This is a genomic window from Pseudomonas saponiphila (genome assembly GCF_900105185.1).
Lineage (GTDB): Bacteria > Pseudomonadota > Gammaproteobacteria > Pseudomonadales > Pseudomonadaceae > Aquipseudomonas > Aquipseudomonas saponiphila.
In genome coordinates, this window is sequence record NZ_FNTJ01000002.1 from 1,762,278 (window position 1) to 1,787,987 (window position 25,710).

A 25,710-nucleotide genomic window follows, 5' to 3' on the forward strand; every position below is an offset into this window, starting at 1 on the left:
ATGAACGCAGTAACCATGGGCAAGCACTTCATTACCGTATTCCCAAAAGGGATTGTGGAGATCGTTTCGGCCGCTCAAAACACCGGTGGCCTGATCATCCAGACGGGGTTGATCAAGACCTCCACCGGTGTCGTCGATCTGTATGTGGGACCGACCGGGTCTTCCATCTCCAATGCGGCCATCATCTTCTCGGGTAACGGCTCTAGTATCTCCGGCAGTGACTCCGAGATTGTCATGCCGTACCCGATCCGTATTCCCGCAGGCCAGGCATTGTGGGCATATGCATCCACTCCGGGTGGTGCAATCGCGTTGACTTGGGACTTGCTGGCCTGAGCTGTGTATCCAGCTTCGCGATCTTGCGCGAGCGCTTTCCTGTTGTTTGGGGCTTCCTTGTCTGAAGCCGTGTTCCAGAGCCGTTGGTTTTCCTGACGGCTTGTCACTTGCAAGCCGTCTTTGCTGGTGTACGGTAAGCACACGCCAGCCCCATCAGGAGAGGATTGTGAAAGAAATTACCCAGCTTGCCGCTGAACTCGGCCGGCGTCTGCAGGTTCTGAATGCCCATGTCACCACGGCCGAGTCCTGCACCGGTGGTGGGATTGCCGAGGCAATCACGCGGATCCCGGGCAGCTCGGCCTGGTTCGAGGCCGGTTATGTCACCTATTCCAATCGTCAGAAAACCCTGCAATTGAATGTGCCGGCCGATTTGTTCAATTCGGTCGGTGCGGTCAGTCGCGAAGTCGTCGAAGCCATGGTCCGCGGGGCGCAGGCCAAGAGTCATGCGCGTTTCGCCGTGGCGGTCAGTGGTATCGCCGGGCCGGATGGCGGTTCCGCGCAAAAGCCGGTGGGTACCGTGTGGCTGGCCTGGGGCGCGGGAGAGACACTGACTGCCGAGTGCCGGCACTTCCCCGGGAATCGCGATGAGGTCCGCCGACAAACGGTGAAGGCCGCGCTAGAGGGGCTGCTGCAACACGCCGCAGCAGAAATCGCAAATCAGGGGTAGGCGATCCTTGAGCGCTGTGGAATAATACTGGCTACTTATACAGGTGTTGGCCGTCAGGCCTTATTGATTACGTGAGGACTTTAATGGACGACAACAAGAAGAAAGCCTTGGCTGCGGCCCTGGGTCAGATCGAACGTCAATTCGGCAAGGGTGCCGTAATGCGTATGGGCGATCATGACCGCCAGGCGATCCCGGCCATTTCCACCGGCTCTCTGGGCCTGGACATCGCTCTGGGCATTGGCGGTCTGCCAAAAGGCCGTATCGTTGAAATCTACGGTCCTGAGTCGTCCGGTAAAACCACCCTGACCCTGTCGGTCATCGCCCAGGCGCAGAAAGCCGGTGCCACTTGTGCCTTCGTCGACGCCGAGCACGCGCTGGATCCGGAATACGCCGGCAAGCTGGGTGTGAATGTCGACGATCTGCTGGTTTCCCAGCCGGATACCGGTGAGCAGGCCCTGGAAATCACCGACATGCTGGTGCGCTCCAACGCGGTTGACGTGATCATCGTCGACTCCGTGGCGGCCCTGGTGCCCAAGGCTGAAATCGAAGGCGAAATGGGCGACATGCACGTGGGCCTGCAAGCCCGCCTGATGTCCCAGGCGCTGCGTAAAATCACCGGTAACATCAAGAACGCCAACTGCCTGGTGATCTTCATCAACCAGATCCGCATGAAGATTGGCGTGATGTTCGGCAGCCCGGAAACCACCACCGGTGGTAACGCCCTGAAGTTCTACGCTTCGGTTCGCCTGGACATCCGTCGTACCGGCGCGGTGAAGGAAGGCGACGAGGTGGTCGGTAGCGAAACCCGAGTCAAGATCGTCAAGAACAAGGTGGCTCCGCCGTTCCGTCAGGCCGAGTTCCAGATTCTTTACGGCAAGGGCATCTACCTCAATGGCGAGATCATCGACCTGGGCGTACTGCACGGTTTCCTGGAAAAATCTGGCGCCTGGTACAGCTACCAGGGCAACAAGATCGGTCAGGGCAAGGCCAACTCGGCCAAGTTCCTGCAGGACAACCCGGAAATCGGCAACGCGCTGGAAAAACAAATCCGCGATAAGTTGCTGACCGGTTCGCCAGACGTCAAAGCCAATCCGGTCAAAGAGACCGAAGATGATATGGCCGACGCTGATATCTGATTGATCCAATGATCGCCGTACTCGATACCCTCGTCGCGGTGCGGCGAACTGCAATGGACCTGCTCGCGCGACGCGAGCACGGTCGAGTCGAGCTGACGCGTAAACTGCGTCAGCGCGGCGCCCCTCCTGAAATGATCGAAGCAGCCCTGGACCGTTTGACGGAAGAGGGATTGCTGTCCGAATCCCGTTATCTCGAAAGCTTTGTTTCCTACCGTGCCCGCTCAGGTTACGGGCCAATGCGTATTCGCGAAGAACTCAGCCAGCGCGGCTTGCAGCGAGGTGATATCGATCTTGCACTGCGTGAGTGCGGTATCGACTGGCAAGAGCAGTTGCGAGAGGTCTGGCAGCGCAAGTTTGCCGGGCAGTTTCCTGCGGATGCCCGGGAGCGGGCCAAGCAAGGGCGCTTTCTAAGTTATCGCGGCTACTCCATGGATATGATCGGCCGCCTGTTGAGCGGCCGAGTGCTGGATGACTGAGGCGGTACCCGCTGCGTGATGCCTGCGGATCAGTTGGCGTTGCTGGTTTCTCTCACGCTTTGGTGGGCCTTTGGGGGCTGTCTGGCCCAGTTCTGCGGCAGGTTGATGAAGTCGATCAGTTCCCGCAGGCGGCCATTGTCGCGAGCGTTGAAAGTGAACGACAGCCGTATCAAATGGCTGAATTGCGCTTCATCGTGCTCCTCTCCACGGTAGGCATGTTGCTGAAACCGGCCACTGAGGCATAGGTCGGAGAACTCCGCCTGCATCTGTGCCAGCGCCTGTTCATCGAGATAGTGGTGCATGCGAATGACGAACTCTTGCTTCAGCCAGCGGCTGGAGTGGAAGTTGGAGTAGAACTGCTGGATTTCTTTGACGGCGTCTTCGGTGCTATGCACCAGGCGCACCAGCTTCAGGTCACTGGGCAGGATGTAGCGATTGGCTTCCAGCTGGTTGCGGATGAAGTCCAGGGCGCCCTGCCAGAATTGCCCGCCAGGTACGTCCAATAGCACCACTGGCACCAGGGGGCTTTTGCCGGTCTGGATCAGGGTCAGGACTTCCAGTGCTTCATCCAGGGTGCCGAATCCACCGGGGCAGAGCACCAGGGCATCCGCTTCCTTGACGAAGAACAGCTTGCGAGTGAAGAAGAAGTGGAATGACAGCAGGTTCTCCGTGCCGCCGACAGTCGGGTTGGCATGTTGTTCGAAGGGCAGAGTGATGTTGAATCCCAGGCTGTGCTCCAGGCCCGCGCCGTCATGGGCCGCAGCCATGATGCCGCCTCCGGCACCGGTGATGACCATCAGGTCCGAGCGTGCCAGGGCTGCGCCCAGCTCCTTGGCCATGGCATACAGCGGGTGCTCGCTGGGGGTTCGCGCCGAGCCGAACACTGTCACCTTGCGTCGGCCCTTGAACTGTTCCAGGACTCTGAAGGCATGTTCCAGTTCACGCAGGGCTTGCAGAGTGATCTTGGCGTTCCAGCGATTGAGGTCGTCCTCGGCCATGCGCAGGACAGTGAGAACCATATCGCGATAAAGAGGGATATTCGGGCTGTTGGGGGCAATCTGGTTGAGTTGCGCTTCGACCTGGCTCGTGAGGTCGGCGCCCTTGCTCTGAAAATGACGGGTTAACAGGTCATTCGATTGGTAAGGCATTCAGCTTCTCCTTCTGCACAGAACCTTGTGCACGTTCGAGGTATTCGAATGTGCCACGACACTGCCTGTGTCGCTGCTTGCTCAGCCCAGCGTGCGAGCAATTTTCCTGAGCCGATTGCGCTGACCGTCGCTGGGCGGCAATCGAGGTATCCACAGAGGTTCTGCTTTCCTTTATTGAGAAAACAATTGCACTGCAAGACGCACCAGGGCGGTCTCCTGAACCGTCCTCAAACCGTTGATGGGAACCTTCGGACATGACCTGATCATGTGCCCATAAAGTCTTGGCTGGCAATCGCTTCTTGATGAACTGAGCGGCTTCTACACCATTGGTCGGGCGCGGCGGCAGGGGGCTGTAGCCCTGATTTACTAAGTTACAGCGCTGGGTCCGGGAAGGGACCGCAGGCGTTCATTCGTGCCAGCCATGGGCAAGGAGGCAAGGGATGACCACTGTTGTGCTGGAAATCGATGCGCAGTTGTACCAGCTGTTGCAAGCCGCTGCGGCGGCCCATGATTTGAGCCTTGAGGAAGAGTGCCGGCGGCGCCTGGCAGGGGAGGAGCCGCACTCGCGATATCTGCAAGCCCTGGTGGCGGAGTTGCGCGCCGAGGATCTGCAGCGACGCGCGGCCCGCTCTTGATTACTTCTTCTTGGGGGTGTTCTGCGAGGGGCAGTCCGATTCCTGGAAGCGTGCCGAGGCTACCGGGCGATTGGTGCGGTTCTCGGTAAATTCGTAGCGCATGATTGCGCCTTTGGCCATCAGCTTGCGGTAGTTGGGGTTGCGGCAGACGCTGGCACCCAGTTGCAGGTAGACCGCCTTGGGATTGGCGCGCATCTGGGTGGCGTGGCCAGACTGGACGCTGAGGTGGTTGATCAGCTCTTTGCCTTCAACGGTATACCCCTGATCGAGGATGTTTTCGTTGATTTCCCGGGGAGTGCCGACGTTGCTTTCCGCAGCGACCTTCTCCAGCATTTTGCTCAGTTCGAACTCTTGCAAAGACGCAGCCTGAACGCCCAGAGGCAAGGCCAGCAGAAGGGCGACGGTAGGGATGGTAAAGCGCAACATGAAACTCTCCTGGTGCAATGACTGAAGCTTCGACCAGTCACTCGACTGTGCGTTCAGTGGCGACGAATTATAGGGGTAGAGCCAGGAAGGCGGTACAGGTTTGAACAGATAGCTCTGATAAACTTGTCCGACTTTTTCCTGCCTTGAGTTTTTTACGTGTTGATTCCTGCCCTTTGCCGACGTGGCCTGCGATGAGCCACGCGGTATCCCGCCTACGTGATCTGCGTATGGCTCGTGTGGTCAAACCCTTTTTTGCCCGAGGCTCGCGAGCCGAGCGTTGCCCGCGCTGCCGGGTGATTCCCAGTCATTGCCTGTGCGCCTGGCGGCCAAAGGTCAGCGCCGAGTCGGCCATGTGCCTGGTGATGCACGATGTGGAGCCGCTCAAGCCGAGCAATACCGGGTGGTTGATCGCCGATGTGATTGCCGACACCTGGGCGTTTCACTGGTCCCGTACCGAGGTCGATCCACAGTTGCTGGCCTTGCTGGCTGATCCACAGTGGCAGCCCTACATCGTGTTCCCTGGAGAGTTCGTGGCCCCCGAGCGGGTGGTCAGTGAGGTCCGGCTGCAAGCAGGTAAGCGCCCGCTGTTCATTCTGCTGGACGCCACCTGGAGCGAAGCACGCAAGATGTTCCGCAAGAGCCCGTATCTTGAGCACTTGCCGGTCCTGAGCCTGTCGTCCGAGAAGCTTTCGCGCTACAAACTGCGCCGCTCCAAGCGCGACGACCACTTCTGTACCGCCGAGGTGGCCGCGTTATGCCTGGAGCTGGCGGGGGACGAGCAGGTCAGCCAGGTGCTTGATGCCTACCTTGATGTGTTCAGCACCCATTACCTGTCGGCGAAGTTCCAGAAGGCCATCGATCCTGAGGATGAAGTGCACTCCCGGCTCAAGCCTTTTGTGTAGCGGCAGCGCTCGCCTGGGGTTTCTGTGGCCATAGCTGGGCTACCAGCATGCCGCCGAGCATCAGGGCGCAGCCGAAATAGCCGCGCATCTGCAGCGATTCATCCAGTAGCCAGGCTCCGGCGATGGCGGCGAACACGGCTTCGAGGGAGAGGATGATCGCGGCGTGGGAGGCTATCGCATCCTTTTGAGCGATCACCTGCAAGGTGTAGCCGACACCGACGGCAATCACCCCGCCATAAACAATGGCTGGACCGGCTTCGACGATTGCGCTCCAGCGAATCGGCTCCAGACATAGCGCCAGGATCAGGCTCGCCACCGAGCAGGTGGCAAATTGCAGAAAGGCCAGGCGAATCGGGTCATGGCGGCTGGCGAATACCCCCACCAGAATCACATGCCCGCCCCAGACAAAGGCGCCGATCAGTTGCAGCCAGTCGCCGGAGGCCACCTGAAAGCCGTCGCTGACGCTCAGCAGGAACATCCCTACCACGGCCAGCACCGCGCCGATCCAGGTGCCAAGGCCGGTCTTGTGGCCAATCAGCAATCCCAGCAGCGGCACTACAATGACGTAAAGCCCGGTGATGAACCCAGCATTGGTGACACTGGTGAATAACAGTCCGACCTGCTGCAGATTGATCCCCAGGGCAAGGGCCAGTCCCATGAGCATGCCGCCCATCAGCAGGCCGCGATTGAGCAGCGGTTCGGCAGGGCGATCGGCCGCCGCCCTGCGCAGAACCAGCGGTAGCAGGCAGAGTGAGCCCAGGGCGAAGCGCAGTCCGGAATAAAGGAAGGGACCGATATGATCCATGCCGGAGGTTTGGGCAACGAACGCCGATCCCCAGATGACAGCGGTGATCAGCATCAGGACATCGGCACGCAAGGCTTGGCTTCGCATGATGGCTCTCTTATTAGTTAGCCGGCAAAGATGCCGCAAAGCTTCACGCTTGACCACCCCGGCTGCGCTGGGCATGCTTGGCGCCGATTAGGGCGCCAGCGCTGTTTGAACCACCGTTTTGCTCAGGCTTTTCGCGGTGTTCGTGCTCTTTGGGTGTCGCACTCTGGCGAGCACTCGTGTTGCCTGGATGAGGGCTGAATGCATCAGTCCTGCCATGAAAAACAGGATCATTTGAAAAATGGCCACATACGAAATCCTGATTGCCGATGACCACCCGCTGTTTCGCAGTGCGCTGCATCAAGCCGTCACCCTGGGCCTGGGGCCTGATGTGCGTCTGGTGGAAGTGGCGAGCATCGCCGAACTGGAAACCCGCCTGACCGAAAAAGCCGACTGGGACCTGGTCCTGCTGGACCTGAACATGCCCGGCGCCTACGGCTTTTCCGGCCTGGTGCTGCTGCGCGGGCAATACCCGCAGATTCCGGTGGTGATGGTGTCGGCCCAGGAAGAAGCCTCCGTCATGGTCCGTTCCCGCGAGTTCGGGGCCAGCGGTTTCATTCCCAAGTCCAGTTCCCTGGAAGTCATTCAACAGGCGGTGCGCAGTGTGCTGGACGGTGATGTCTGGTGGCCGCCCCAGGCGTTTGAAGAAGTCAGTGTTTCCGCGGAAGCCAAGGCCGCCAGCGAAGGCCTGGCCAGTCTGACGCCCCAGCAGTTCCGGGTCTTGACCATGGTCTGCGAAGGTTTGCTGAACAAGCAGATCGCCTACGAACTGGGTGTCTCGGAAGCCACGATCAAGGCCCACGTGACGGCGATCTTCCGCAAGCTCGGGGTTCGTACCCGTACTCAGGCGGCCTTGCTTTTGCAACAACTTGAGTCAATTTCCAGCCATTAACCGGCGGCTGGTTCACGCTTTTTTGACTTTGGTTGAACTAGCTTCCCCACTCCTTTTTCTTCAGTTGCCCTGCTTATGTCGCCTTTCAAAGGTCAAACCGGTCTTAAACGCATCCTTAACGCCGCCGGCTATTCGTTCGATGGCTTGCGCGCCGCCTTCACCGGCGAGGCAGCCTTTCGTCAACTGGTGCTGCTCAACGTGATCCTGATTCCCTTGAGCTTCCTGCTCCATGTCAGCCGGGTCGAGCGCGCGCTGCTGATTGCCGTGTGCCTGCTGGCGCTGATCGTCGAGTTGCTCAATTCGGCTGTTGAAGCGGCGATCGATCGAATCTCTCTGGATCGCCACCCACTGTCGAAAAACGCCAAGGACATGGGCAGCGCCGCGCAGTTTGTCGCCCTGAGCATGATCACTATCGTCTGGGCAGTGATCCTGATCTAAGGAATGCTCGGCAGGACGATCTCGTCGCTGCGCTGCACCCCGGCGGTAAAGGCACGGCACAGTTCGAGAAACTCGCGCATGGCCGAGGTCTGGTACTTCTGTTTGTGCCAGATGAAATAGAACTGCCGGGCCAGATCCAGGCCCGGCGTTTCCACCGGCACCAGGCTGCCGCGGCGAAAGGCATCGCGCAGCGCCAGGCGGGAGATGCAGCCAATTCCCAATCCCGACTCCACCGCACGCTTGATGGCTTCGGTGTGCTCCAGTTCCAGGCGGATATTCAGCGCGCTGCGGTGGTGACGCATGGCCTGGTCGAAGGTCAGGCGGGTTCCTGAGCCCTGTTCGCGGAGAATCCAGGCTTCGTGGGTCAACTCCTCCATGCTGGCGTGACCGCGTTTGGCCAGTGGATGCTGGGGCGCGCAGAACACTACCAGCTCATCCTCGACCCAAGTCTGCACCTCGATATCCGGGTGGCTGCAGTCGCCTTCGATTAGACCCAGATCAATTTCGTAGTGAGCCACCTGTTGCACGATATGCGCAGTGTTCTGCACATGGAGTTTCACCTGGCTTTCCGGGTGTACCTGCATGAAGCTGCCGATCAGCAGGGTCGCCAAGTAATTGCCGATGGTCAGGGTCGCCCCTACTGACAGCGAGCCGAAGCCGGATTTGCCGTTGAGCAGGTCCTCGATTTCCTTGGCCTGATCGAGCAGGGCCACCGCCTGGGGCAGCAACTGTTTGCCGAGGGCGTTGAGACTCAGGCGCTTACCGGCACGGTCGAACAGCTGGCAGCTGGATTGGCGCTCGAGTTCGGTGATCGAGGTGCTCGCCGCAGATTGCGATAGGGAGAGCAGCCCCGCAGCACGAGAAACACTCTCTTGCTGGGCGACGGCGACGAAGACTTGCAGTTGACGGAGAGTAAATCGCATATCGATATAACCGATAACCCTTATCTTAATAATCCAGTTAACAGATATTGTCGCCGCCATTAGAATGCTGTGCAATTGCGCTCATGGTCAGCGCAGGCAATTTCTAGGAGCCCCCGTACATGAGCAACATGAACCACGAGCGTGTCCTCAGTGTTCATCACTGGAATGACACTCTGTTCAGCTTCAAGTGCACCCGCGACCCGGGTCTGCGCTTCGAGAACGGTCAGTTCGTGATGATCGGCCTGCAACAGCCCAATGGCCGTCCGCTTATGCGTGCCTACTCCATTGCCAGCCCGAACTGGGAAGAGCATCTCGAATTCTTCAGCATCAAGGTTCCGGACGGTCCGCTGACTTCCCAGCTGCAGCACCTGAAGGAAGGCGACGAGATCATCATCAGCAAGAAGCCCACCGGCACCCTGGTGCTGGATGACTTGAAGCCGGGCAAGCACCTGTACCTGCTCAGCACCGGCACCGGCCTGGCGCCGTTCATGAGCGTGATCCAGGATCCGGAAACCTACGAGCGTTTCGAAAAAGTGATCCTGTGCCACGGCGTACGCTACGTCAACGAAGTCGCCTACCGCGAGTTCATCACCGAGCACCTGCCCCAGAACGAGTTCTTCGGCGAAGCGCTGCGTGAGAAGTTGATCTACTACCCCACCGTGACCCGCGAGCCGTTCGAGAACGAAGGCCGTCTCACCGATCTGATGCGCAGCGGCAAGCTGTTCCGCGACATCGGCCTGCCACCGATCAACCCGCAGGACGACCGCGCCATGCTGTGCGGCAGCCCGAGCATGCTGGAAGAAACCAGCGAAGTGCTCAACAGCTTCGGCCTGACCGTTTCGCCGCGCATGCGCGAACCGGGCGACTACCTGATCGAACGCGCCTTCGTCGAAAAGTAGCAGCGAGCTTGCTCGCGAAGCCTGTCCAGTCAGCCTGTTAATGCTGACTGGGCACCTGCTCCCAGACACAGAAAAGCCCGCGTTGCCTTCCCAGGCAACGCGGGCTTTTTCGTTTCCGGGGTTCAGCTCGCCGGGACCACTTCCAGCACCCGGATCAGCCCCGGCTCGGGGTAATGCCAGCGCACGTCCAGGTCCCAGAACTGCGCGCCGTATTCCCGCTCGGCAGTGGGCACCTGATAGGCCGGACGCGGATCCTGGGCCAGGCATTGCTCGATCAACTCCACCAGAGGCTCCTGGAGGCGCTGAGCGTGGATCTGAGCCTGTTGCAGGGCGTTATCCTGCCACTGCACCGGAATAATCTGTGGCGCGGCGCTGGCGATGTCATTGCTCGCCGTAGAAATGATATCGGCGTAAGGCACGTAGGGCTTGATATCGAGGATCGGCGTGCCGTCCAGCAGGTCAATGCCGGAGATCCACAGGCGGTCGGCCTCGACCTTGTCCAGCTTGACCACCGACTGGCCGATACCGTTGGGCCTGTGGGTGGCGCGGGTGGCAAAGACCCCCATGGACTTGTTGCCCCCCAGACGCGGCGGGCGCACCTTGAGCCGCGGCTTGTCCTCCAGGGCCTGGTGAAACAGGAACAGCAGCCAGACATGGCTGACCTGCTCCAGCCCTTGCACCGCATCACCCTGATCGAAGGGCGCCACCAGTTCCAATACGCCGCGAGCGGCCGGCGCCAGTTGCGGCTGGCGCGGGATGGCGAACTTCTCCTTGAAACAGGAGCGCACGAAGCCGATGGGGGAAACGCTGTAGGTCATTTGGCAAGCCTCAAGCCTTGAGCTACAAGCCGCAAGCTTTGAACTTGCAGCTTGAAGCTTGCAGCTGTTTTAAGCTCTAACACGCAGGGTCAGGCCCTTGAGGAAGTTGCGCAGCAACTGGTCGCCACAGGGGCGGTAGTTGGTATGGCCGAACTTGCGGAACAGTGCGCTCAGCTCGGGCTTGGACACTGGAAAGTCGGCGGCCTTGAGCACCGCGTGCATGTCTTCTTCCTTGAGCTCGAAGGCCACCCGCAGCTTCTTCAGAATGATGTTATTGGTCACCGGCAGTTCGATCGGCAGTGGCGGACGACTTTCGTCCTTGCCGCGCTTGAAGATCACCAGGCCATCGAGGAAGTGCGCCATGACTTCGTCCGGGCAGTGCACGAAGCCTTCTTCCTCGTCCTTCTTCAGGTAGCTGACAACCTCGTCCAGGCTGACCTTGAAGCCGGTCAGCTTGATGATGTCCACGACCTTCTTGTCGCTGATGTCGAGCATGTAGCGCACGCTGCGCAGTACATCGTTATGAATCATGGTTACTGTCCTGATCGATGCGTGTTGAGCGCCGTGCCAGGGCACGGCGTCTGAATGGGGGCGGCTTTAGAACTTCTCTTTGGCCGACAGGTAGCGCCACTGGCCCAGCGGCACCTTGCCGATGGATACGCCGCCGACACGGATGCGGCGGATGGCGACGACCTTGAGGCCGACGGCCTGGCAAAACAGGGCGATCACACCCGGCTGCGGGTTCTTCATGGCAAAGCGCAGGCGGTTTTCGTTCTGCCAGCTGGCCTTGACCGGCGGCAGTTCGCGGCCCTTGTAGGTCATGCCGTGGCTCAGGCGGTTGAGGCCGTGGTCGATCATCTCGCCTGCGACCTCGACCACGTATTCCTGCTCGATCTTGGCCGCGTCCGCGGTCAGCTTGCGCAGCACCTTCCAGTCCTGGGTGAACACCAGCAGGCCACTGGCATTGGGTTGCAGGTCGTCACTGGCGCTTAGGCGCAGGAAATGCCCACGCAGCGGACGTTTGCCGTAGCGGTGCTCCTCGGACAGGCTGTCGGCGCTGATGGACTGCATGGCGCTGTCCAGATCCTGGCCGGCGGGCACGTTGAGCAGGAGGGTCACCGGCTCTGGAGCGGTGGCCTTGGCCTCGGGGTCGAGGACGACGGTTTGCGCGCCGACCTTGAACTGGGGCTCGTCGATGACTTCGCCGTCTACGGTGACCCAGCCGCCCTCGATGAACAGCTCAGCCTCGCGGCGAGAGCAGCCGACCAGTTCGATGAGGCGTTTGGAGAGACGAATCGGGTCAGTCATGTCAGGGGCCGTAACAAAAGAGGGCGGCCATTGTACCTGCCTGGCGCCGGTTAATCGCGGGTCCATTTGCCCGCTGTGGCTTTTAGCCGCGCAGGGCTTGCAGCTGTGGCTGCTTCAGGCGCATGTGCAGCAGTGGGTAGGGCTGGCCCATGCCGTCCTGCTCCGAGCGGCCGACCACTTCGAACCCCTGCTTGAAGTAGAAGCCCAGGGCCTGGGGATTCTGTTCGTTGACGTCCAGCTGATAGGCGTTCAAGTGCTCCACCGCGTAGCGCAGCAATTGTCGGCCCAGGCCCTGGCCTCGATGGGCCGGGTCGATGAACAGCATCTCGATCTTGCCCGCCGCCACCCCGGCAAACCCGGTGATGCGCTGGCGTGGGTCGCGGGTGCAGATCAGCATCACCGCGTCCAGGTAGCGGGTCAGTACCAGGTTGCGCAGCAGCGCTATATAGCTGTCCGGTAGAAAGTCGTGAGTGGCGCGCACCGAGGCTTCCCAGACGCGCACCAGTTCCGGGTAGTCGCTGAGTTTGGGAGTGTGGATGACCGGGTGGTGGCGCATGCGGTGTGCCCCTGAGGTGATTGGCAAGGGCTAACGATAGACCGAAAAAAGCCCCGCATCTCGTGGCGAGAGCGGGGCTTGGCAGTTTTTTTACGCCTTACAGGGTTTCGGCCCAGAGGTCGTATTCGTCGGCGTCGGTGACCCGGCACCAGACCTTGTCACCCGGCTTCAGGTCGCCGGCGCCATCGATGAACACGTTGCCGTCGATTTCCGGGGCATCGAAGAAGCAGCGGCCTACCGCGCCATTCTCGTCGACTTCGTCGATCAGCACTTCGATCTCCTTGCCGATGCGCTGTTGCAGGCGCGCCGAGCTGATTTCCTGCTGGTGCGCCATGAAGCGCTCCCAACGGTCCTGCTTGACCTCGTCCGGGACCACTTCCAGGTCCAGGTCGTTGGCCGGCGCGCCTTCCACCGGCGAGTACTGGAAGCAGCCGACGCGGTCCAACTGGGCTTCGGTCAGCCAGTTGAGCAGGTACTGGAAGTCTTCTTCGGTTTCGCCGGGGAAGCCGACGATGAAGGTCGAGCGGATGATCAGCTCCGGGCAGATCTCGCGCCAGGCCTTGATCCGCGCCAGGGTCTTGTCTTCGAAAGCCGGGCGTTTCATGGCCTTGAGCACTTTCGGGCTGGCGTGCTGGAACGGGATGTCCAGGTACGGCAGGATCTTGCCGGCGGCCATCAGCGGAATCAGTTCGTCCACATGCGGGTACGGGTACACGTAGTGCAGGCGCACCCACACACCCAGGGTGCTCAGGGCCTCGCAGAGCTCGGTCATGCGGGTCTTCACCGGCGCGCCGTTCCAGAAGCCGGTGCGGTACTTGACGTCGACGCCGTAGGCGCTGGTGTCCTGGGAGATCACCAGCAGTTCCTTGACCCCGGACTTGACCAGGCGCTGGGCCTCGTCGAGCACATCACCCACCGGGCGGCTGACCAGTTTGCCGCGCATCGACGGGATGATGCAGAAGCTGCAGCTGTGGTTGCAGCCTTCGGAAATTTTCAGGTAGGCGTAGTGCCGCGGGGTCAGCTTGATGCCTTGTGGCGGCACCAGGTCGATCAGCGGGTTGTGGTCCTGTTTCGGCGGCACCACTTCGTGCACGGCGTTGACCACCTGCTCGTACTGTTGCGGGCCGGTCACGGCCAGCACGCTGGGGTGCACGTCACGGATATTGCCTTCTTCGACGCCCATGCAGCCGGTGACGATGACCTTGCCGTTTTCCTTGATGGCTTCGCCGATCACTTCCAGGGATTCGGCCTTGGCCGAGTCGATGAAACCGCAGGTGTTGACCACCACGACATCGGCGTCCTGGTAAGTCGACACCACGTCATAGCCTTCCATGCGCAGTTGAGTGAGGATGCGCTCGGAGTCGACCAGAGCTTTTGGGCAACCCAGGGATACGAAGCCGACTTTCGGGTTGGCCGGCGCGGAGGGGGTGGACATGTCTAACCTCGGTATTGGTGTCGAATCACTTGGGGGGCAAGTGCGACGCTTGGGCGCTGGCTGCGCCTCTGATCAAAAAGTGCGCAATTCTAGCGATGGTCGAGGCGCTTGACCAGCTTTATGCAGGGGAAATACGACGAGCGCTGGACTATGCTTCTTCGCGTTATGCCCGGTGGTTTTCATGCGCCGTTAGTTAGGCACCCAGTGGTAATAAAAACCTGCAAGTTACATGGGAAACTGCACAAGTTTAGAGAATAGCCCTTGTATAACCTTGCGCTTTCTATATAAGAAGCCCCGGTCTTGGTAGTAGGAGTCATTGATGGGTCAGGCAAGTAGTCAGGCGGCGAGTGGCGAGCACTCCGGGGTCAAGCCTCTGGGGATGCTGGTGGCGGCGGTCGGGGTGGTGTATGGCGATATCGGCACCAGCCCGCTCTATACCCTTAAAGAGGTGTTTTCCGGCAGTTATGGCGTTCAGGTCAACCACGATGGGGTGTTCGGCATCCTGGCGCTGATTTTCTGGTCGCTGGTCTGGGTCGTTTCGATCAAGTACGTGCTGTTCATCCTGCGGGCCGATAACCAGGGCGAGGGCGGCATCATGGCCCTGACCGCTTTGGCTCGACGTGCGTCCGGCGCTTATCCGCGTTTGCGTTCGGTGCTGGTGATCCTCGGCTTGATCGGCGCTGCCTTGTTCTATGGCGACAGCATGATCACCCCGGCGATCTCGGTATTGTCGGCGGTGGAAGGGCTGGAGCTGGCGTTCAGCGGCCTGGAGCACTGGGTGGTGCCCATGGCGCTGGTGGTGCTGGTGGCGCTGTTCCTGATCCAGAAACACGGCACCGATCGCATCGGCAAGCTGTTCGGCCCGGTGATGGTGGCCTGGTTCCTGGTGCTGGGTGGCCTGGGGGTCAACGGCATTCTCCAGCACCCGGAAGTGCTGCAGGCGCTGAACCCGGTGTGGGGCGTGCGCTTCTTCATTGTCCACCCGGGCATGGGCGTGGCCATTCTCGGCGCGGTGGTCCTGGCGCTGACTGGCGCTGAAGCGCTGTATGCCGACATGGGCCACTTCGGTCGCAAGCCGATTGCCCGTGCCTGGTTCGCCCTGGTGCTGCCGGCCTTGGTGCTGAACTACTTCGGCCAGGGTGCTCTGCTGCTGGAGAACCCCGACGCCGCGCGCAACCCGTTCTACCTGCTGGCGCCGGGCTGGGCCCTGATCCCGCTGGTGGTGCTGGCGACCCTGGCCACGGTGATCGCCTCCCAGGCGGTGATTTCCGGCGCCTTCTCCCTGACCCGTCAGGCGATCCAGCTGGGCTACATCCCGCGCATGTACATCCAGCACACCTCCAGTGCCGAGCAAGGGCAGATCTACATCGGCGCGGTGAACTGGTCGCTGATGGTCGGCGTGATCCTGCTGGTGCTGGGCTTCGAGTCCTCCGGCGCCCTGGCCTCGGCCTACGGCGTGGCGGTGACCGGGACCATGCTGATCACCAGCATCCTGGTGTCGGCGGTGATGCTGCTGCTATGGAAATGGCCACCGGTGCTGGCGGTGCCGGTGCTGGTGGGCTTCCTGCTGGTGGACGGGCTGTTCTTCGCCGCCAACGTGCCGAAGATTGTTCAGGGCGGTGCCTTCCCGGTGCTGGCGGGGATCGTACTGTTCATCCTCATGACCACCTGGAAACGCGGCAAGGAACTGCTGGTGGATCGCCTGGACGAAGGCGGCCTGCCGCTGCCGATCTTCATTGGCAGCATCCGCGTGCAGCCGCCGCATCGGGTCCAGGGCACCGCGGTGTTCCTCACCGCCCGCCCGGACGCCGTGCCCCACGCCTTGCTGCACAACCTGCTGCACAACCAGGTGCTGCATGAGCAAGTGGTGCTGTTGACCGTGGTCTACGAAGACATTCCCCGGGTGCCCGCCCAGCGGCGCTTCGAGGTGGATGCCTACGGCGAAGGTTTCTTCCGGGTGATCCTGCATTTTGGCTTCACCGACGAGCCGGACGTGCCGGAAGCCCTGAAGCTGTGCCACCTGGACGAGCTGGACTTCAGCCCGATGCGCACCACCTACTTCCTCAGCCGCGAGACGGTGATCGCCTCCAAGCTCGAAGGCATGGCCCGCTGGCGCGAAGCCTTGTTCGCCTTCATGTTGAAGAACGCCAACGGCAACCTGCGCTTCTTCAAGCTGCCGGTGAACCGGGTGATCGAACTGGGCACCCAGGTCGAGATATAAGCCTGAGCCCATAAAAGCCCCCGTTGCCTTGCGGCAGCGGGGGCTTTTTCGTTTCACGGCCCCTGTAGGAGCGAGCTTGCTCGCGATAACGACCCTACAGCCGACATCAATTCTGATAACAGAACGCTTTCGCGAGATCGCCCCTCGCGCGTTACGCAGCGAGCGCCTGCACCACATCGTCCACCACCGCCTTGCCCATGGCGGTCAGGTAGTGCGCCGCCCACGCGTGACGGTCGCTGTCCTTGCTGTAGGCGGCGTCCTCGGCGAAGGCCTTGGCCAGAGACAGCAGGTCGGAGGCTTGGGCCAGGGCGTCGCCGATGGGGAGGCCGGGGCAGACCTGGAACAGCGGGCGTTCCGAGCAGTAAAGGAAAGTGGTTAAGCCGACTGTTTTAAGATTTGAAAGTTGAGGCGGGCTTGTATTGTTCATGGTTCAACTCCAAGGTTTGAGGAGCTACCACGTTCGTTTCCAAGCGAATGGGTGGCAGCTATGCGCAGGTTGGAAAACCGGAAACCAAGGAAACCGGCAGACCCGAAGGTCTCCCACGCACAGCCGCCATAACAGATGGATTGCAGGCGCAAAATTTATCTGCAATCAAGCGGGGTGCTAGTTGCCAAGGTTCTTCGGGTTTCCAAGCCCGGTCACTGAATGCTCAGCGACTCCCGGAGCCTAGCCCGTCGAAGCCAAGGCCAACAAGGCAGCAAAGTGCCCAAAACGCACCCCTTACGCAACTCTCGGAGTTTGCCTACAAGCTGCGCGGGAGTCATCCGCAATCAAGCCGTCTTCAACGGGGCAGCTGATGTAAAAAAGCCCCCGCAGCTTCAAGGCTGCGGGGGCTTTTATGGAGCGAGGCTCAGCTCATTCTTGAGCAGTAGCCTGATCCTTGACCTGACGCTTCTCGATGGCATCCACCAGGCGCTTGGCCAGTGCTGGGTAGTTCTCATCGAAGTGATGGCCCCCTGGCAGCTTCAAGGCTTCACCGACGGCAGTCTTGTCGGTGCAACCGCTTTCATCGACTTCTTCCACGCCATAGATGCACACCACCTTGGCCGCAGGCAGCTTGGCCATTTCCGGGCCGGTGGCCGCTTCCTTGCCGGCGTTGCCCAGCCAGCCTTCGACTTCGATCTCGAAGCTGCCGGTGCGGGCGAAAGCCAGCAGGATAATGGCGTCGATGCGCTGTTGCTCGGCTTCCGGCAGGCGGTTGTAGATCGCCGGCAGTACGTCTGCACCGAAGGAGTAGCCGGTCAGCACGAAGCGCTTGGTGCCCCACTTCTGCCGGTAGTGCTGCATCAGTTCGGTGAGGTCGATGGCGCTCTGTTCCGGGGTCTTGTGCTGCCAGTAGTAGCGCAGGGTGTCGATGCCCACCACCGGATAGCCGATCTTGGCCATCTCGCCGGCCACGTCGCGGTCCAGGTCGCGCCAGCCGCCGTCACCGGAGAGGAACAGGGTCACGGTGTCCTTGGCCTGGCCGGCCGGGACTTCCACCACGGGGATGCTCAGGCCGCCGTTCTCCGAACCCACCAGCAGCTTGCGCAGCTCGTTGTTCAGCACCTGGGGCAGGTGGATGTCGTAATCGCTGATGCTGGTGGTGGCGTTGGGTGTGTCACGCACGAAGCCGGCGCTTTCGTCGTCCGGGTTGTCGTTCCAGGCTACCAGCCAGTGGCCGTGGGCCAGGGTCTTGGGCAGCGGATCGGTGCAGCCGGGCGCCGGGTTGATGGTGAAGCCTACCGACACGGCCTGGGCCTTGTCGTCGGTCTGGGTGGCGATCCAGCGCCAGGCCAGCGCCGCGCCCGGGCCGATGCCGCTGACCAGGGTGGCCGGCCCACTGAGCTGGGGCAGGGCGCCTTGCAGGGCTTGTTCCTGCAGTTTGCAGTCGTCCTTGGGCAGGACCACCTGGACGATCTGCGCCGCGCCGCTGCGGCTCAGGGCCAGCAGTTGCTTGTCGGTCAGGGTGGCGTCAGGCAGCACGGCCACCACCACCCGGGCCTTGGCCTTGGTGCCCGGGGTCACGCGGGTCAGGGTCGAGCCGTCGGCCTGGGTCAGTTGTTCCAGGGTCGGTTCAGGGGCGGGGCGGTTCCACCACCAGTAGCCGCCACCCGCAATCACAGCCAGCACCACCAGTGTGGCCAGCAGATACCGCCAAGAGCGTTGAATCATCAGCGTTTCACCAATCCAGTCAGGCCGCCTGCGATCAGGGCGGCGGTGTCGGCCAGTGCCACCAGCGGGTCAAGCCCGGCTGGCACAGCCATATAACGGGGTTCCCAGTCGGGCTGGAACTTGTCTTTGAAGCGGCGCAAACCTTGGAAGTTATACAGTTGCTCGCCACGGCGGAACACCATCGAACCCAGGCGCTGGGTCAGCGGCGCGCCACGCCGGGGTTGCAGGCCGGACAGCGGCACCATGCCCAGGCTGAAGCGGGCGTATCCATGATTCTTATAGTGCTGGATCAGGCCGACCATCATGAATTCCATGGTCAGCTTCGGCGCATCCGGGTGCGACCGCATCAGGTCGAGGCTGGCCAGGTCATGGCTATAAGTCTCGAGCAGGTTGGCAAAGGCCACCGGGCGTCCTTCGAAACGGATGATGGCGATGCGGAAGTGCTTGAGGTAGTCGTCGCTGAAGCGGCCCAGGGAGAAGCCCTTTTCGCGAACGTTCTTGCCGGTCAGCCAGGCGTCGGAAATCACCTTCAGCTCGTCCATTGGCGCTAGCCCGGGCTCGTGGATCTCCAGCGACAGGCCGTCGCGGGTGCCGCGGTTCCAGGTGTAGCGCAGGTCCTTCATCTCCTTGCCCTTGGCTTCGAGATCAAAGCGCTTGAGATCGACCCGGGCTTCTTCGCCGAGCTTGATCGCGGTCAGGCCGATGTCCATGTAGTAGGGCAGGCTTTCCGCCCGGACCTGGTAGAACACCGGGCGTGCGTGGTGCACGTCGCACAGGTCGCGGAACTGCCAGATCATTTCCGCGCGTTGCTGGGGCGGGCCGATGGGGTCATACAGCGCCACCAGGCTGCGGCCACGGCGAGCGTACATGAGGAAGGCGTCGTCGTTGGGGTGGAACAGCAGTGCTTTGTCGCCGGTCAGGGCCAGGCCGCCATCGGGCTGGGACGAGGCCATGAGGATCTGCGCCGCCTTGTCCAGCTCGTCACGGGTGGGCAGGTGGATCACCGGGCGCGCAGTGCGCAGCAGCCAGGTCAGGGACACCACCAGCAACAGCACCGCGGCGCCCAGCAGCGAGCGCAGGCCCCGGGGAGCGTCGGCGTCGAGGGTGAACTGCCACCACAGTTGATGGCTGTAGGGAACGTCCTGATAGGCGAACAGCAGCAACCAGATGGAGGCACCGAGCACGCAAACGCTGGCCACCAGGTACAGCGGCGAGAAGGGCAGTTCGGTCAGGCGGCTGGGACGGTAGAACGAGCGCCGGAACACCGCCAGCAGGCTGGCGGTGAGGGTCATCAGGCAGGCTTCTTCCCAGTCGAAGCCCTTGAGCAGCGAGAGCAGTGCGCCCACCAGCAACAGAATGGTGGTGAGCATCCAGGCCGCCGACAGGCGCCGCCGCAGGCCCTGGGCCAGCAGCAGGCAGAGCACGCCGATCAGGCTGGCGCCGAAGTGCGAGGCGTCCACCAGGCGATGGGGGATGAGAAAGCCGATGTGTTGCAGGCGGGTGTCGATTTCCGGGGTGGCGCCGGAAAACAGCAGGACCACGCCGGAAAGGAACACCAGCACCGCGAGGATCGGTGCTGCCAGGCCGGACGCTACCCGCAGCGATTGGCGGGTCTGGAACAGGCGCTGGGCTTCGTTGATCAGCAGCAGGACGCAGGCCACCAGCATCGGCAGCACCACGTAGATCAGGCGGTACAGCAGCAGTGCGGCGGCCAGGGGCGCGGCGCCGAGCTTGTTGGCGAAGGCTGCCAGCAGGATGGCTTCGAACACCCCGACACCACCCGGCACATGGCTGAGTACGCCGGCCGCCAGGGCCAGCAGGTAGACCAGCAGGAAGGCGCCGAAGGGCGGTGCTTCTGGCAGCAGCAGGTAGAGCACGGTGGCGGCTGCGGCGACGTCCAGGGCGGTGATGATCAGTTGCAGGAAGGTCAGGCGGCGCCCGGGCAGGCGCAGGGTGCGGCGTCCGACCCGGACCAGCAGGTTGTCGCGCAGGGGCTGCTCCGGCAGGCGTCGACGATAGATGCCGACGGCCAGTACCGCGCCCAGCAGCAGGATGGCCAGGGCGATGCCGGCCAACAGGCTCTCCGGCAGGCGCAGGGCCGCCGAAGCTGCCGGCAGGTTGCTCAGGGTGGCCAGGGCCGCCAGCGGTGGCAGGGCACAGCCCAGGGAGAGGCTGGCGAAGAGGGTCATGTGGGCGACGTCTGAGGCCCCCAGCCCGTGGCGCGCGTACAGGCGATAACGCACCGAGCCGCCGGACAGCAGCGACAGGCCGATGGCGTTGCCGATGGCGAAGGCGGTAAAGCCACCCAGGGCCAGGGTGCGACCGGGCAGGTTGACCCCGGCATAGCGGCTGGCGGACCACTCGTAGCCCAAGAGGATGATGAAGCCGACGATGGTCGCGCCCAGAGCGCCGAGCAGGGCTGGCTTGGGCACTTCAAGGATCGAGTCGTGCAGCGCGTAGAAGTCCAGCTCGCTGAGCAAGTGACGGCAAGCGATCAGGGCAATGGCGAACAGCAACAGAGTGACGGCCAGGCCCAGGGGCTGGCGGTATTTGCTCAACAGGTCCAGCCAGCGCAAGCGAGTGGCTGTCACGGGTTGAGTGGCGGTAGCGGTGGTATCGCTGTCTTGTGAATCAGACATGTTGGCGCGCATCAATCACCTCGTGGATTGTGCGCGACAGGATGGGGGTATCCAGCCAAGTTACCAATCCCTGTAGAAAAAATAGTTTCAGATATTAACGCGTCTCACCGTGGCCCGGCGACCCTGGGCGCTTGCCGCCGGGTGGTTGCTCGAGACAGAGCATAGCTCGCATCTTGAAGGGTCGAAGCACCGCTTACGGTTCGCAACACTTTCTCAGGCCATTGTTGCGAAAGGACTTTTTCAACAGATACAAAAAAGGCCACTCTTTCGAGCAGCCTTTTTTGATGTTTGGTTGCGGGAGCCGGATTTGAACCGACGACCTTCGGGTTATGAGCCCGACGAGCTACCAGACTGCTCCATCCCGCGTCTGTGTGGCGGCATTCTACAGGCGAACGACTGAGTGTCAACCGTTAATGGCTCAATGGGTCAAATTAACGTCGAAACACCAGCCGGTCAGCTTAAGTCATGGACAGGCAAGGAGTTTTGCAAGGAGGGGTGGGCAGGGTAAAACTTGCGCGCACAAAAAAGGCCACTTTTTCAAGTGGCCTTTTTCGATGTTTGGTTGCGGGAGCCGGATTTGAACCGACGACCTTCGGGTTATGAGCCCGACGAGCTACCAGGCTGCTCCATCCCGCGTCTGATAGGGCCGAATTCTACAGGCTGGTCAGATTCTGTCAATCATTAAATTTTGAAAATTGCTTCCGGTTCAATCGCTTAGCGTCCTTGAGCAGCCTTTGAAGGAGGCTTCGGCCTAGGTAGAACGGGGCTTGCAGCTCTGTTGGCGGTTGGGCTGCCGTTGCGTAAATAAATTCAACCGGGGGCTGTGAGGAGGGATGCGAAGATACAAGGTACTGGTGCTATATACAGGTGTCGGTAGATACTTGCGTCCTGCTTTCGTTGCGATGTCCGCCTTCCATGATCTCTGCCTTTATATGATGCAGCGCAAAATCATCCACATTGACTGTGATTGCTTCTATGCGGCCATCGAAATGCGCGATGACCCGCAGCTGGCCAGCAAGCCGCTGGCAGTGGGGGGCTCCGCGGATCGACGGGGAGTGATTGCCACCTGCAACTATGAGGCGCGGGCTTACGGCGTGCGTTCGGCCATGTCCTCAAGGCACGCGTTGACCCTGTGCCCGGACCTGGTGATCGTCAAGCCGCGCATGGATGCCTATCGCGAGGCGTCGAAAGAGATTCATACGATCTTTCGTGATTACACCGATCTGATCGAGCCCTTGTCCCTGGACGAGGCCTACCTGGACGTTTCCGACAGCCCGAACTTCGCCGGCAGCGCGACGCGCATCGCCCAGGATATTCGTCGGCGGGTTTCCAATCAGTTGCATATCACCGTCTCGGCCGGGGTCGCGCCCAACAAGTTCCTGGCCAAGATTGCCAGTGACTGGAAAAAGCCCAACGGCCTGTTCGTCATCACTCCGGATCAAGTGGAGGATTTTGTCTCCGAATTGCCGGTGAGCAAGTTGCATGGGGTGGGCAAGGTCACGGCAGACAAACTGGGTCGCCTGGGGATTGTCGACTGCCTGCAATTGCGCGACTGGAGCAAGCTGGCGCTGGTGCGCGAGTTCGGCAGTTTCGGCGAGCGCTTGTGGAGTCTGGCCAGGGGGATCGACGAGCGGCCGGTGCAGAATGACAGTCGGCGCCAGTCCATCAGCGTGGAAAACACCTATGACGTGGACCTGCCGGATCTGGACAGTTGCCTGCAGAAACTACCGGAACTGATGCAGACGCTGGCCGGACGCATGACCCGGATCGACGCCAGCTACCGGCCGGGCAAGCCGTTCGTCAAAGTGAAGTTCCATGATTTTACTCAGACCACCCTGGAGCAGGCGGGGGCGGGGCGGGACCTGGAGAGTTATCGGCAGTTGCTGACCCAGGCCTTCAAGCGGGGTGGCAAGCCGGTGCGTTTGCTGGGCATTGGTGTGCGTTTGCAGGATCTGCGCGGCGCTCATGAACAGCTGGAGCTGTTCCAGGACGGTCTATAGGAGCTGGCTTGCCAGCGAACAGGGCCGTTATTCAGCCGCGTCAGCGCTTTTTCGCCGGCAAGCCGGCTCCTACAGGGTGGGTCAGTTGTTGCCGGGGTCGGCGACCAGGCGGCCGGCGTTCTTGGTCAGGGACTTGAGAAACTCGCTCTGCAGTTCCGGATCGTTACGGGTCAGCTCGATCAGGCTCTGCTCCAGTTCGCTGGCTTCTTCTTCCAGGCCCAGTTCCGACAGGCGCTTGACTCGGTGCACCCATTGGCTCACTTCGTCATCTTCCAGGTCGTCGTAGATCAGCGCGTGAGCTTCCACCAGCTTGCCGCGCAGGCTGCTGCTCAGGCTCAGGGATGAGTCGGAGTGCACTTCGTCCTGGGCGTCTTCGACGCTGATCTGCAACTTGCCGATGTGGTTCAGGTCCTGTTCGGAGAACGGCGCGTCCAGCAGGTTCAAGCGCAGCACGCCATTGCGATCGGTGCTCATGTCGTAGGTCTGCTTGCCGGCCTTGACCTGCACTGGGCGCTCGCTCCAGGGCAGGCTCGAATACTCCAGGCGCTTGTCACGCTGGACTTCATCGATGGCTGCCAGGTTCTGCTGGGCGCGACCGTGGGACGGCATGTTCATGAACGGGTTGAGCCCCGACACGCCATAGCTGACCCAGTCCTTGGTGACGCTGTCCGGCAGATTGCCCAGGGCGAACACATTGACCACGTTGGCTCCGACGCCGGCCACCAGCGCTACCGCGCCCAGCGGGATTTCGTAGATTTCCCGCCAGGGTTGGTAGGGTGTGTAGCGATCGTAGCGGCGGGTGACCTCGAACTCGGTGACTTCAAAGGTCTTTTGCTCGTGGATGCGTACCCGGCGTTGCGGTAGCTCAAGCACCTTAGGCTCACCGACATCGATCTGCAGGCTGTGATCGAGCAGTTTGCGCTCGACGCGTTCCTCGTGTTCGCTGCGTTGCGACATCTGGTTGGCGCAGCCACTGACCAGCAGGGCGCCGCACAAGGCGGCCCCCCCGAGGCTTAAGGTGTTTCGCTTGAACATGACTTCTCTATCTGGTTTCAGCGACGGATACGGGCTTGGAGGAAGGACAGTACGTCGGCCACGGGCAGCGCTTGCGCCTCGGCTTCGGTACGGCTCTTGTATTCCAGGTTGCCTTCGGCGAGGCCGCGGTCGCTGACCACGATGCGGTGAGGAATGCCGATCAGCTCCATGTCCGCGAACTTGATGCCCGGGCTGGTTTTCTTGTCGCGATCGTCCAGCAGCACTTCAAAACCGGCGGCAGTCAGTTCTGCGTAGAGTTTGTCGGTGGCTTCGCGAACCTGCTCGGTCTCGTAGCGCAGCGGTACCAGGGCGATCTGGAACGGCGCCAGGGTGTCGCTCCAGATGATGCCGTTTTCGTCGTTGTTCTGTTCGATGGCGGCCGCCACCACGCGGGACACGCCAATGCCGTAGCAGCCCATTTCCAGGGTCACCGGCTTGCCGTTCTCGCCCAGCACTTCGCACTTCATCGCCTTGCTGTACTTGTTGCCCAGCTGGAAGATGTGCCCGACTTCGATGCCGCGCTTGATTTCCAGGGTGCCCTTGCCGTCCGGGCTCGGGTCGCCGGCCACCACGTTACGCAGGTCGGCTACGGTCGGAACCGGCAGATCACGCTCCCAGTTGACGCCGAAGTAGTGCTTGTCGTCGATGTTGGCACCGACGCCGAAGTCGCTCATCAGCTCCACCGAGCGGTCGATGATGATCGGCAGTGGCAGGTTCACCGGGCCCAGGGAACCGGCGCCAGCGCCAATGGCGGCACGCAGTTCGGCTTCGGAAGCCATCACCAGCGGGCTGGCGACGCCAGGCTGGTTGGCGGCCTTGATTTCGTTCAGCTCGTGGTCGCCACGGATGATCAGGGCGATCAGCTTGCCGGCTTCCTCGGCGTGCACCACCAGGGTCTTGACGGTCTTCTCGATCGGCAGGTTGTAGCCTTCCACCAGCTGGGCGATGGTTTTTGCGTCTGGGGTATCGACCAGGCGCATCTCTTCGGTCGGCGCCGGGCGCGAGGTTTCGCGCGGCACGGCTTCGGCCTTCTCGATGTTCGCTGCGTAGTCGGAACCGTTGCTGAAGACGATATCGTCTTCGCCGGACTCGGCCAGTACGTGGAACTCGTGGGAGCCGGCACCGCCGATGGAGCCGTTGTCCGCTTCAACCGGGCGGAACTTCAGGCCCAGACGGGTGAAGACGTTGCAATAAGCCTGGTGCATGCGGTCATAGGTGACCTGCAGCGATGCCTGGTCGGCGTGGAAGGAGTAGGCGTCCTTCATGATGAACTCGCGGCCGCGCATCAGGCCGAAGCGTGGGCGGATTTCATCGCGGAATTTGGTCTGGATCTGGTACAGGTTCAGCGGCAGCTGCTTGTAGCTGCTCAGCTCGTTGCGCGCCAGGTCGGTGATCACTTCTTCGTGGGTCGGGCCGGCGCAGAAATCGCGACCGTGACGGTCTTTGAAGCGCAGCAGCTCAGGGCCGTACTCTTCCCAGCGACCGGATTCCTGCCACAGCTCAGCCGGCTGAGTGCTCGGCATCAACACTTCAAGCGCGCCCGCGGCGTTCATTTCTTCGCGAACGATGGCTTCAACCTTGCGCATCACCCGCAAGCCCATCGGCAGCCAGGTGTACAGGCCGGAAGCCAGTTTACGGATCATGCCGGCGCGCAGCATCAGCTGATGGCTGATCACGACCGCGTCGGAAGGCGTTTCTTTCTGTGTGGCGAGCAAATATTGACTGGTACGCATGGTAGGCCGTTGTCGGTTGCTGAAGACTGGAAGTGACGGAGCATTG

The 25,710-nt window shown here is 61.5% G+C and carries 25 protein-coding genes and 2 tRNA genes; 11 read left to right on the forward strand and 16 right to left on the reverse strand.

Translation table 11 applies throughout. From position 1 onward, the window contains the following. The 4 genes from BLV47_RS29910 to recX all read left to right on the forward strand — a co-directional run bounded on the left by BLV47_RS29910 (nt 1) and on the right by recX (nt 2,612). Complete coding sequence (locus BLV47_RS29910) at nt 1-333, forward strand: hypothetical protein (protein ID WP_020372545.1); 333 nt, start codon at nt 1-3, stop codon at nt 331-333. Nucleotides 334-499: 166 nt separating this feature from the next. Then, nucleotides 500-1,000 (forward strand): CinA family protein, encoded by a 501-nt coding sequence (locus tag BLV47_RS29915; protein WP_092320153.1) that lies wholly within the window; start codon nt 500-502, stop codon nt 998-1,000. An 83-nt stretch (nt 1,001-1,083) separates the two neighbouring features. Then, nucleotides 1,084-2,136, forward strand: coding sequence for a recombinase RecA (gene recA / locus BLV47_RS29920; protein WP_092320155.1), 1,053 nt, complete (start codon nt 1,084-1,086; stop codon nt 2,134-2,136). 8 nt (nt 2,137-2,144) lie between these two features. After that, the gene (gene recX / locus BLV47_RS29925) at nt 2,145-2,612 is read left to right on the forward strand and encodes a recombination regulator RecX (RefSeq protein ID WP_092320157.1); all 468 of its coding nucleotides are present in this window, start codon (nt 2,145-2,147) and stop codon (nt 2,610-2,612) included. Nucleotides 2,613-2,641: 29 nt separating this feature from the next. Here recX and BLV47_RS29930 read toward each other — a convergent pair whose 3' ends face one another. Then, nucleotides 2,642-3,760, reverse strand: a complete 1,119-nt coding sequence (locus BLV47_RS29930) for an LOG family protein (protein ID WP_092320159.1) — start codon at nt 3,758-3,760, stop codon at nt 2,642-2,644. A gap of 440 nt (nt 3,761-4,200) precedes the next feature. Between BLV47_RS29930 and BLV47_RS29935 the strand changes: the two genes are divergently transcribed. Then, nucleotides 4,201-4,395, forward strand: a complete 195-nt coding sequence (locus BLV47_RS29935) for a hypothetical protein (protein ID WP_092320161.1) — start codon at nt 4,201-4,203, stop codon at nt 4,393-4,395. On the opposite strand, the gene BLV47_RS29940 is transcribed toward BLV47_RS29935, so the two are convergent. Then, nucleotides 4,396-4,821, reverse strand: a complete 426-nt coding sequence (locus BLV47_RS29940) for a quorum-sensing-regulated virulence factor family protein (protein WP_092320163.1) — start codon at nt 4,819-4,821, stop codon at nt 4,396-4,398. It abuts the gene before it with no gap. 191 nt (nt 4,822-5,012) lie between these two features. Between BLV47_RS29940 and BLV47_RS29945 the strand changes: the two genes are divergently transcribed. Next, nucleotides 5,013-5,723, forward strand: coding sequence for a tRNA-uridine aminocarboxypropyltransferase (locus tag BLV47_RS29945; protein WP_092320165.1), 711 nt, complete (start codon nt 5,013-5,015; stop codon nt 5,721-5,723). Here the strand turns inward: BLV47_RS29945 and BLV47_RS29950 are convergent. After that, nucleotides 5,707-6,615 carry a DMT family transporter gene (locus BLV47_RS29950; RefSeq protein ID WP_092320167.1) on the reverse strand — a complete coding sequence of 303 codons (909 nt, stop codon included), beginning with the start codon at nt 6,613-6,615 and terminating at the stop codon, nt 5,707-5,709. The two genes, BLV47_RS29945 and BLV47_RS29950, sit on opposite strands and share 17 nt — an antisense overlap. A 238-nt stretch (nt 6,616-6,853) precedes the next feature. On the opposite strand from BLV47_RS29950, the gene erdR reads away from it, so the two are divergent. Both erdR and BLV47_RS29960 read left to right on the forward strand, forming a co-directional pair. Further along, entirely contained in the window at nt 6,854-7,504 is a 651-nt protein-coding gene (gene erdR / locus BLV47_RS29955) for a response regulator transcription factor ErdR (protein ID WP_092320169.1), read from the forward strand. Between the two features lie 69 nt (nt 7,505-7,573). After that, nucleotides 7,574-7,942, forward strand: a complete 369-nt coding sequence (locus BLV47_RS29960) for a diacylglycerol kinase (protein ID WP_177431284.1) — start codon at nt 7,574-7,576, stop codon at nt 7,940-7,942. On the opposite strand, the gene BLV47_RS29965 is transcribed toward BLV47_RS29960, so the two are convergent. Then, the gene (locus BLV47_RS29965; protein ID WP_016966063.1) at nt 7,939-8,865 is read right to left on the reverse strand and encodes a LysR family transcriptional regulator; all 927 of its coding nucleotides are present in this window, start codon (nt 8,863-8,865) and stop codon (nt 7,939-7,941) included. The genes BLV47_RS29960 and BLV47_RS29965 overlap by 4 nt on opposite strands. Before the next feature lie 119 nt (nt 8,866-8,984). Between BLV47_RS29965 and fpr the strand changes: the two genes are divergently transcribed. Further along, nucleotides 8,985-9,764, forward strand: a complete 780-nt coding sequence (gene fpr / locus BLV47_RS29970) for a ferredoxin-NADP reductase (protein WP_016966062.1) — start codon at nt 8,985-8,987, stop codon at nt 9,762-9,764. Between the two features lie 122 nt (nt 9,765-9,886). Here fpr and tsaA read toward each other — a convergent pair whose 3' ends face one another. The 5 genes from tsaA to rimO all read right to left on the reverse strand — a co-directional run bounded on the left by tsaA (nt 9,887) and on the right by rimO (nt 13,881). Further along, entirely contained in the window at nt 9,887-10,582 is a 696-nt protein-coding gene (tsaA, locus tag BLV47_RS29975) for a tRNA (N6-threonylcarbamoyladenosine(37)-N6)-methyltransferase TrmO (protein WP_092320171.1), read from the reverse strand. Nucleotides 10,583-10,651: 69 nt separating this feature from the next. After that, nucleotides 10,652-11,113, reverse strand: a complete 462-nt coding sequence (locus tag BLV47_RS29980; RefSeq protein WP_092320173.1) for a YehS family protein — start codon at nt 11,111-11,113, stop codon at nt 10,652-10,654. A gap of 66 nt (nt 11,114-11,179) precedes the next feature. Then, a complete protein-coding gene (locus tag BLV47_RS29985) occupies nt 11,180-11,890 on the reverse strand; it encodes an rRNA pseudouridine synthase (RefSeq protein WP_092320175.1) in 711 nt (236 codons plus the stop codon). 82 nt (nt 11,891-11,972) lie between these two features. After that, the gene (locus BLV47_RS29990) at nt 11,973-12,446 is read right to left on the reverse strand and encodes a GNAT family N-acetyltransferase (protein ID WP_092320177.1); all 474 of its coding nucleotides are present in this window, start codon (nt 12,444-12,446) and stop codon (nt 11,973-11,975) included. Between the two features lie 97 nt (nt 12,447-12,543). Next, on the reverse strand, nt 12,544-13,881 hold the full coding sequence (gene rimO, locus BLV47_RS29995; RefSeq protein WP_047284184.1) for a 30S ribosomal protein S12 methylthiotransferase RimO: 1,338 nt from the start codon (nt 13,879-13,881) through the stop codon (nt 12,544-12,546). A 379-nt stretch (nt 13,882-14,260) separates the two neighbouring features. On the opposite strand from rimO, the gene BLV47_RS30000 reads away from it, so the two are divergent. Further along, nucleotides 14,261-16,102 carry a potassium transporter Kup gene (locus BLV47_RS30000; RefSeq protein ID WP_409259062.1) on the forward strand — a complete coding sequence of 614 codons (1,842 nt, stop codon included), beginning with the start codon at nt 14,261-14,263 and terminating at the stop codon, nt 16,100-16,102. 151 nt (nt 16,103-16,253) lie between these two features. Here the strand turns inward: BLV47_RS30000 and BLV47_RS30005 are convergent, their stop codons facing one another. The 5 genes from BLV47_RS30005 to BLV47_RS30025 all read right to left on the reverse strand — a co-directional run bounded on the left by BLV47_RS30005 (nt 16,254) and on the right by BLV47_RS30025 (nt 21,532). Further along, entirely contained in the window at nt 16,254-16,529 is a 276-nt protein-coding gene (locus BLV47_RS30005) for a DUF3077 domain-containing protein (RefSeq protein WP_092320181.1), read from the reverse strand. Nucleotides 16,530-16,958: 429 nt separating this feature from the next. Further along, a complete protein-coding gene (locus tag BLV47_RS30010) occupies nt 16,959-18,257 on the reverse strand; it encodes a virulence factor family protein (protein WP_092320183.1) in 1,299 nt (432 codons plus the stop codon). Beyond that, nucleotides 18,257-20,908: a bifunctional lysylphosphatidylglycerol flippase/synthetase MprF gene (gene mprF, locus BLV47_RS30015; protein WP_092320185.1), complete on the reverse strand. Its 2,652-nt coding sequence runs from the start codon at nt 20,906-20,908 to the stop codon at nt 18,257-18,259. The genes BLV47_RS30010 and mprF overlap by 1 nt, the downstream gene beginning before the upstream one ends. A 277-nt stretch (nt 20,909-21,185) precedes the next feature. After that, a tRNA-Met gene (locus tag BLV47_RS30020) sits at nt 21,186-21,262 on the reverse strand. A 193-nt stretch (nt 21,263-21,455) separates the two neighbouring features. Beyond that, nucleotides 21,456-21,532 (reverse strand) — tRNA-Met (locus tag BLV47_RS30025). A gap of 296 nt (nt 21,533-21,828) precedes the next feature. On the opposite strand from BLV47_RS30025, the gene dinB reads away from it, so the two are divergent. Then, complete coding sequence (dinB, locus tag BLV47_RS30030; protein WP_092320187.1) at nt 21,829-22,896, forward strand: DNA polymerase IV; 1,068 nt, start codon at nt 21,829-21,831, stop codon at nt 22,894-22,896. 81 nt (nt 22,897-22,977) lie between these two features. Here the strand turns inward: dinB and BLV47_RS30035 are convergent, their stop codons facing one another. Together BLV47_RS30035 and BLV47_RS30040 are read right to left on the reverse strand one after the other, a co-directional pair. Continuing rightward, nucleotides 22,978-23,931 carry a hypothetical protein gene (locus BLV47_RS30035; protein WP_047284189.1) on the reverse strand — a complete coding sequence of 318 codons (954 nt, stop codon included), beginning with the start codon at nt 23,929-23,931 and terminating at the stop codon, nt 22,978-22,980. Between the two features lie 17 nt (nt 23,932-23,948). Continuing rightward, nucleotides 23,949-25,664, reverse strand: a complete 1,716-nt coding sequence (locus BLV47_RS30040) for a proline--tRNA ligase (RefSeq protein ID WP_060837827.1) — start codon at nt 25,662-25,664, stop codon at nt 23,949-23,951. Nucleotides 25,665-25,710 lie beyond the last annotated feature (46 nt).

What these genes read in the sequence shown, in the direction of transcription:
- BLV47_RS29930 (WP_092320159.1), bottom strand. Translation starts at nt 3,760, where the DNA reads ATGCCTTACCAATCGAATGACCTGTTAACCCGTCATTTTCAGAGCAAG.
- BLV47_RS29945 (WP_092320165.1), top strand. Translation starts at nt 5,013, where the DNA reads ATGAGCCACGCGGTATCCCGCCTACGTGATCTGCGTATGGCTCGTGTG.
- BLV47_RS29980 (WP_092320173.1), bottom strand. Translation starts at nt 11,113, where the DNA reads ATGATTCATAACGATGTACTGCGCAGCGTGCGCTACATGCTCGACATC.
- BLV47_RS29965 (WP_016966063.1), bottom strand. Translation starts at nt 8,865, where the DNA reads ATGCGATTTACTCTCCGTCAACTGCAAGTCTTCGTCGCCGTCGCCCAG.
- BLV47_RS29940 (WP_092320163.1), bottom strand. Translation starts at nt 4,821, where the DNA reads ATGTTGCGCTTTACCATCCCTACCGTCGCCCTTCTGCTGGCCTTGCCT.
- BLV47_RS29910 (WP_020372545.1), top strand. Translation starts at nt 1, where the DNA reads ATGAACGCAGTAACCATGGGCAAGCACTTCATTACCGTATTCCCAAAA.
- tsaA (WP_092320171.1), bottom strand. Translation starts at nt 10,582, where the DNA reads ATGACCTACAGCGTTTCCCCCATCGGCTTCGTGCGCTCCTGTTTCAAG.
- BLV47_RS30040 (WP_060837827.1), bottom strand. Translation starts at nt 25,664, where the DNA reads ATGCGTACCAGTCAATATTTGCTCGCCACACAGAAAGAAACGCCTTCC.
- dinB (WP_092320187.1), top strand. Translation starts at nt 21,829, where the DNA reads ATGATGCAGCGCAAAATCATCCACATTGACTGTGATTGCTTCTATGCG.
- rimO (WP_047284184.1), bottom strand. Translation starts at nt 13,881, where the DNA reads ATGTCCACCCCCTCCGCGCCGGCCAACCCGAAAGTCGGCTTCGTATCC.
- recX (WP_092320157.1), top strand. Translation starts at nt 2,145, where the DNA reads ATGATCGCCGTACTCGATACCCTCGTCGCGGTGCGGCGAACTGCAATG.
- BLV47_RS30000 (WP_409259062.1), top strand. Translation starts at nt 14,261, where the DNA reads ATGCTGGTGGCGGCGGTCGGGGTGGTGTATGGCGATATCGGCACCAGC.
- BLV47_RS30010 (WP_092320183.1), bottom strand. Translation starts at nt 18,257, where the DNA reads ATGATTCAACGCTCTTGGCGGTATCTGCTGGCCACACTGGTGGTGCTG.
- erdR (WP_092320169.1), top strand. Translation starts at nt 6,854, where the DNA reads ATGGCCACATACGAAATCCTGATTGCCGATGACCACCCGCTGTTTCGC.
- BLV47_RS29990 (WP_092320177.1), bottom strand. Translation starts at nt 12,446, where the DNA reads ATGCGCCACCACCCGGTCATCCACACTCCCAAACTCAGCGACTACCCG.
- BLV47_RS29985 (WP_092320175.1), bottom strand. Translation starts at nt 11,890, where the DNA reads ATGACTGACCCGATTCGTCTCTCCAAACGCCTCATCGAACTGGTCGGC.
- BLV47_RS29950 (WP_092320167.1), bottom strand. Translation starts at nt 6,615, where the DNA reads ATGCGAAGCCAAGCCTTGCGTGCCGATGTCCTGATGCTGATCACCGCT.
- mprF (WP_092320185.1), bottom strand. Translation starts at nt 20,908, where the DNA reads ATGCGCGCCAACATGTCTGATTCACAAGACAGCGATACCACCGCTACC.
- BLV47_RS29935 (WP_092320161.1), top strand. Translation starts at nt 4,201, where the DNA reads ATGACCACTGTTGTGCTGGAAATCGATGCGCAGTTGTACCAGCTGTTG.
- recA (WP_092320155.1), top strand. Translation starts at nt 1,084, where the DNA reads ATGGACGACAACAAGAAGAAAGCCTTGGCTGCGGCCCTGGGTCAGATC.
- fpr (WP_016966062.1), top strand. Translation starts at nt 8,985, where the DNA reads ATGAGCAACATGAACCACGAGCGTGTCCTCAGTGTTCATCACTGGAAT.
- BLV47_RS30035 (WP_047284189.1), bottom strand. Translation starts at nt 23,931, where the DNA reads ATGTTCAAGCGAAACACCTTAAGCCTCGGGGGGGCCGCCTTGTGCGGC.
- BLV47_RS30005 (WP_092320181.1), bottom strand. Translation starts at nt 16,529, where the DNA reads ATGAACAATACAAGCCCGCCTCAACTTTCAAATCTTAAAACAGTCGGC.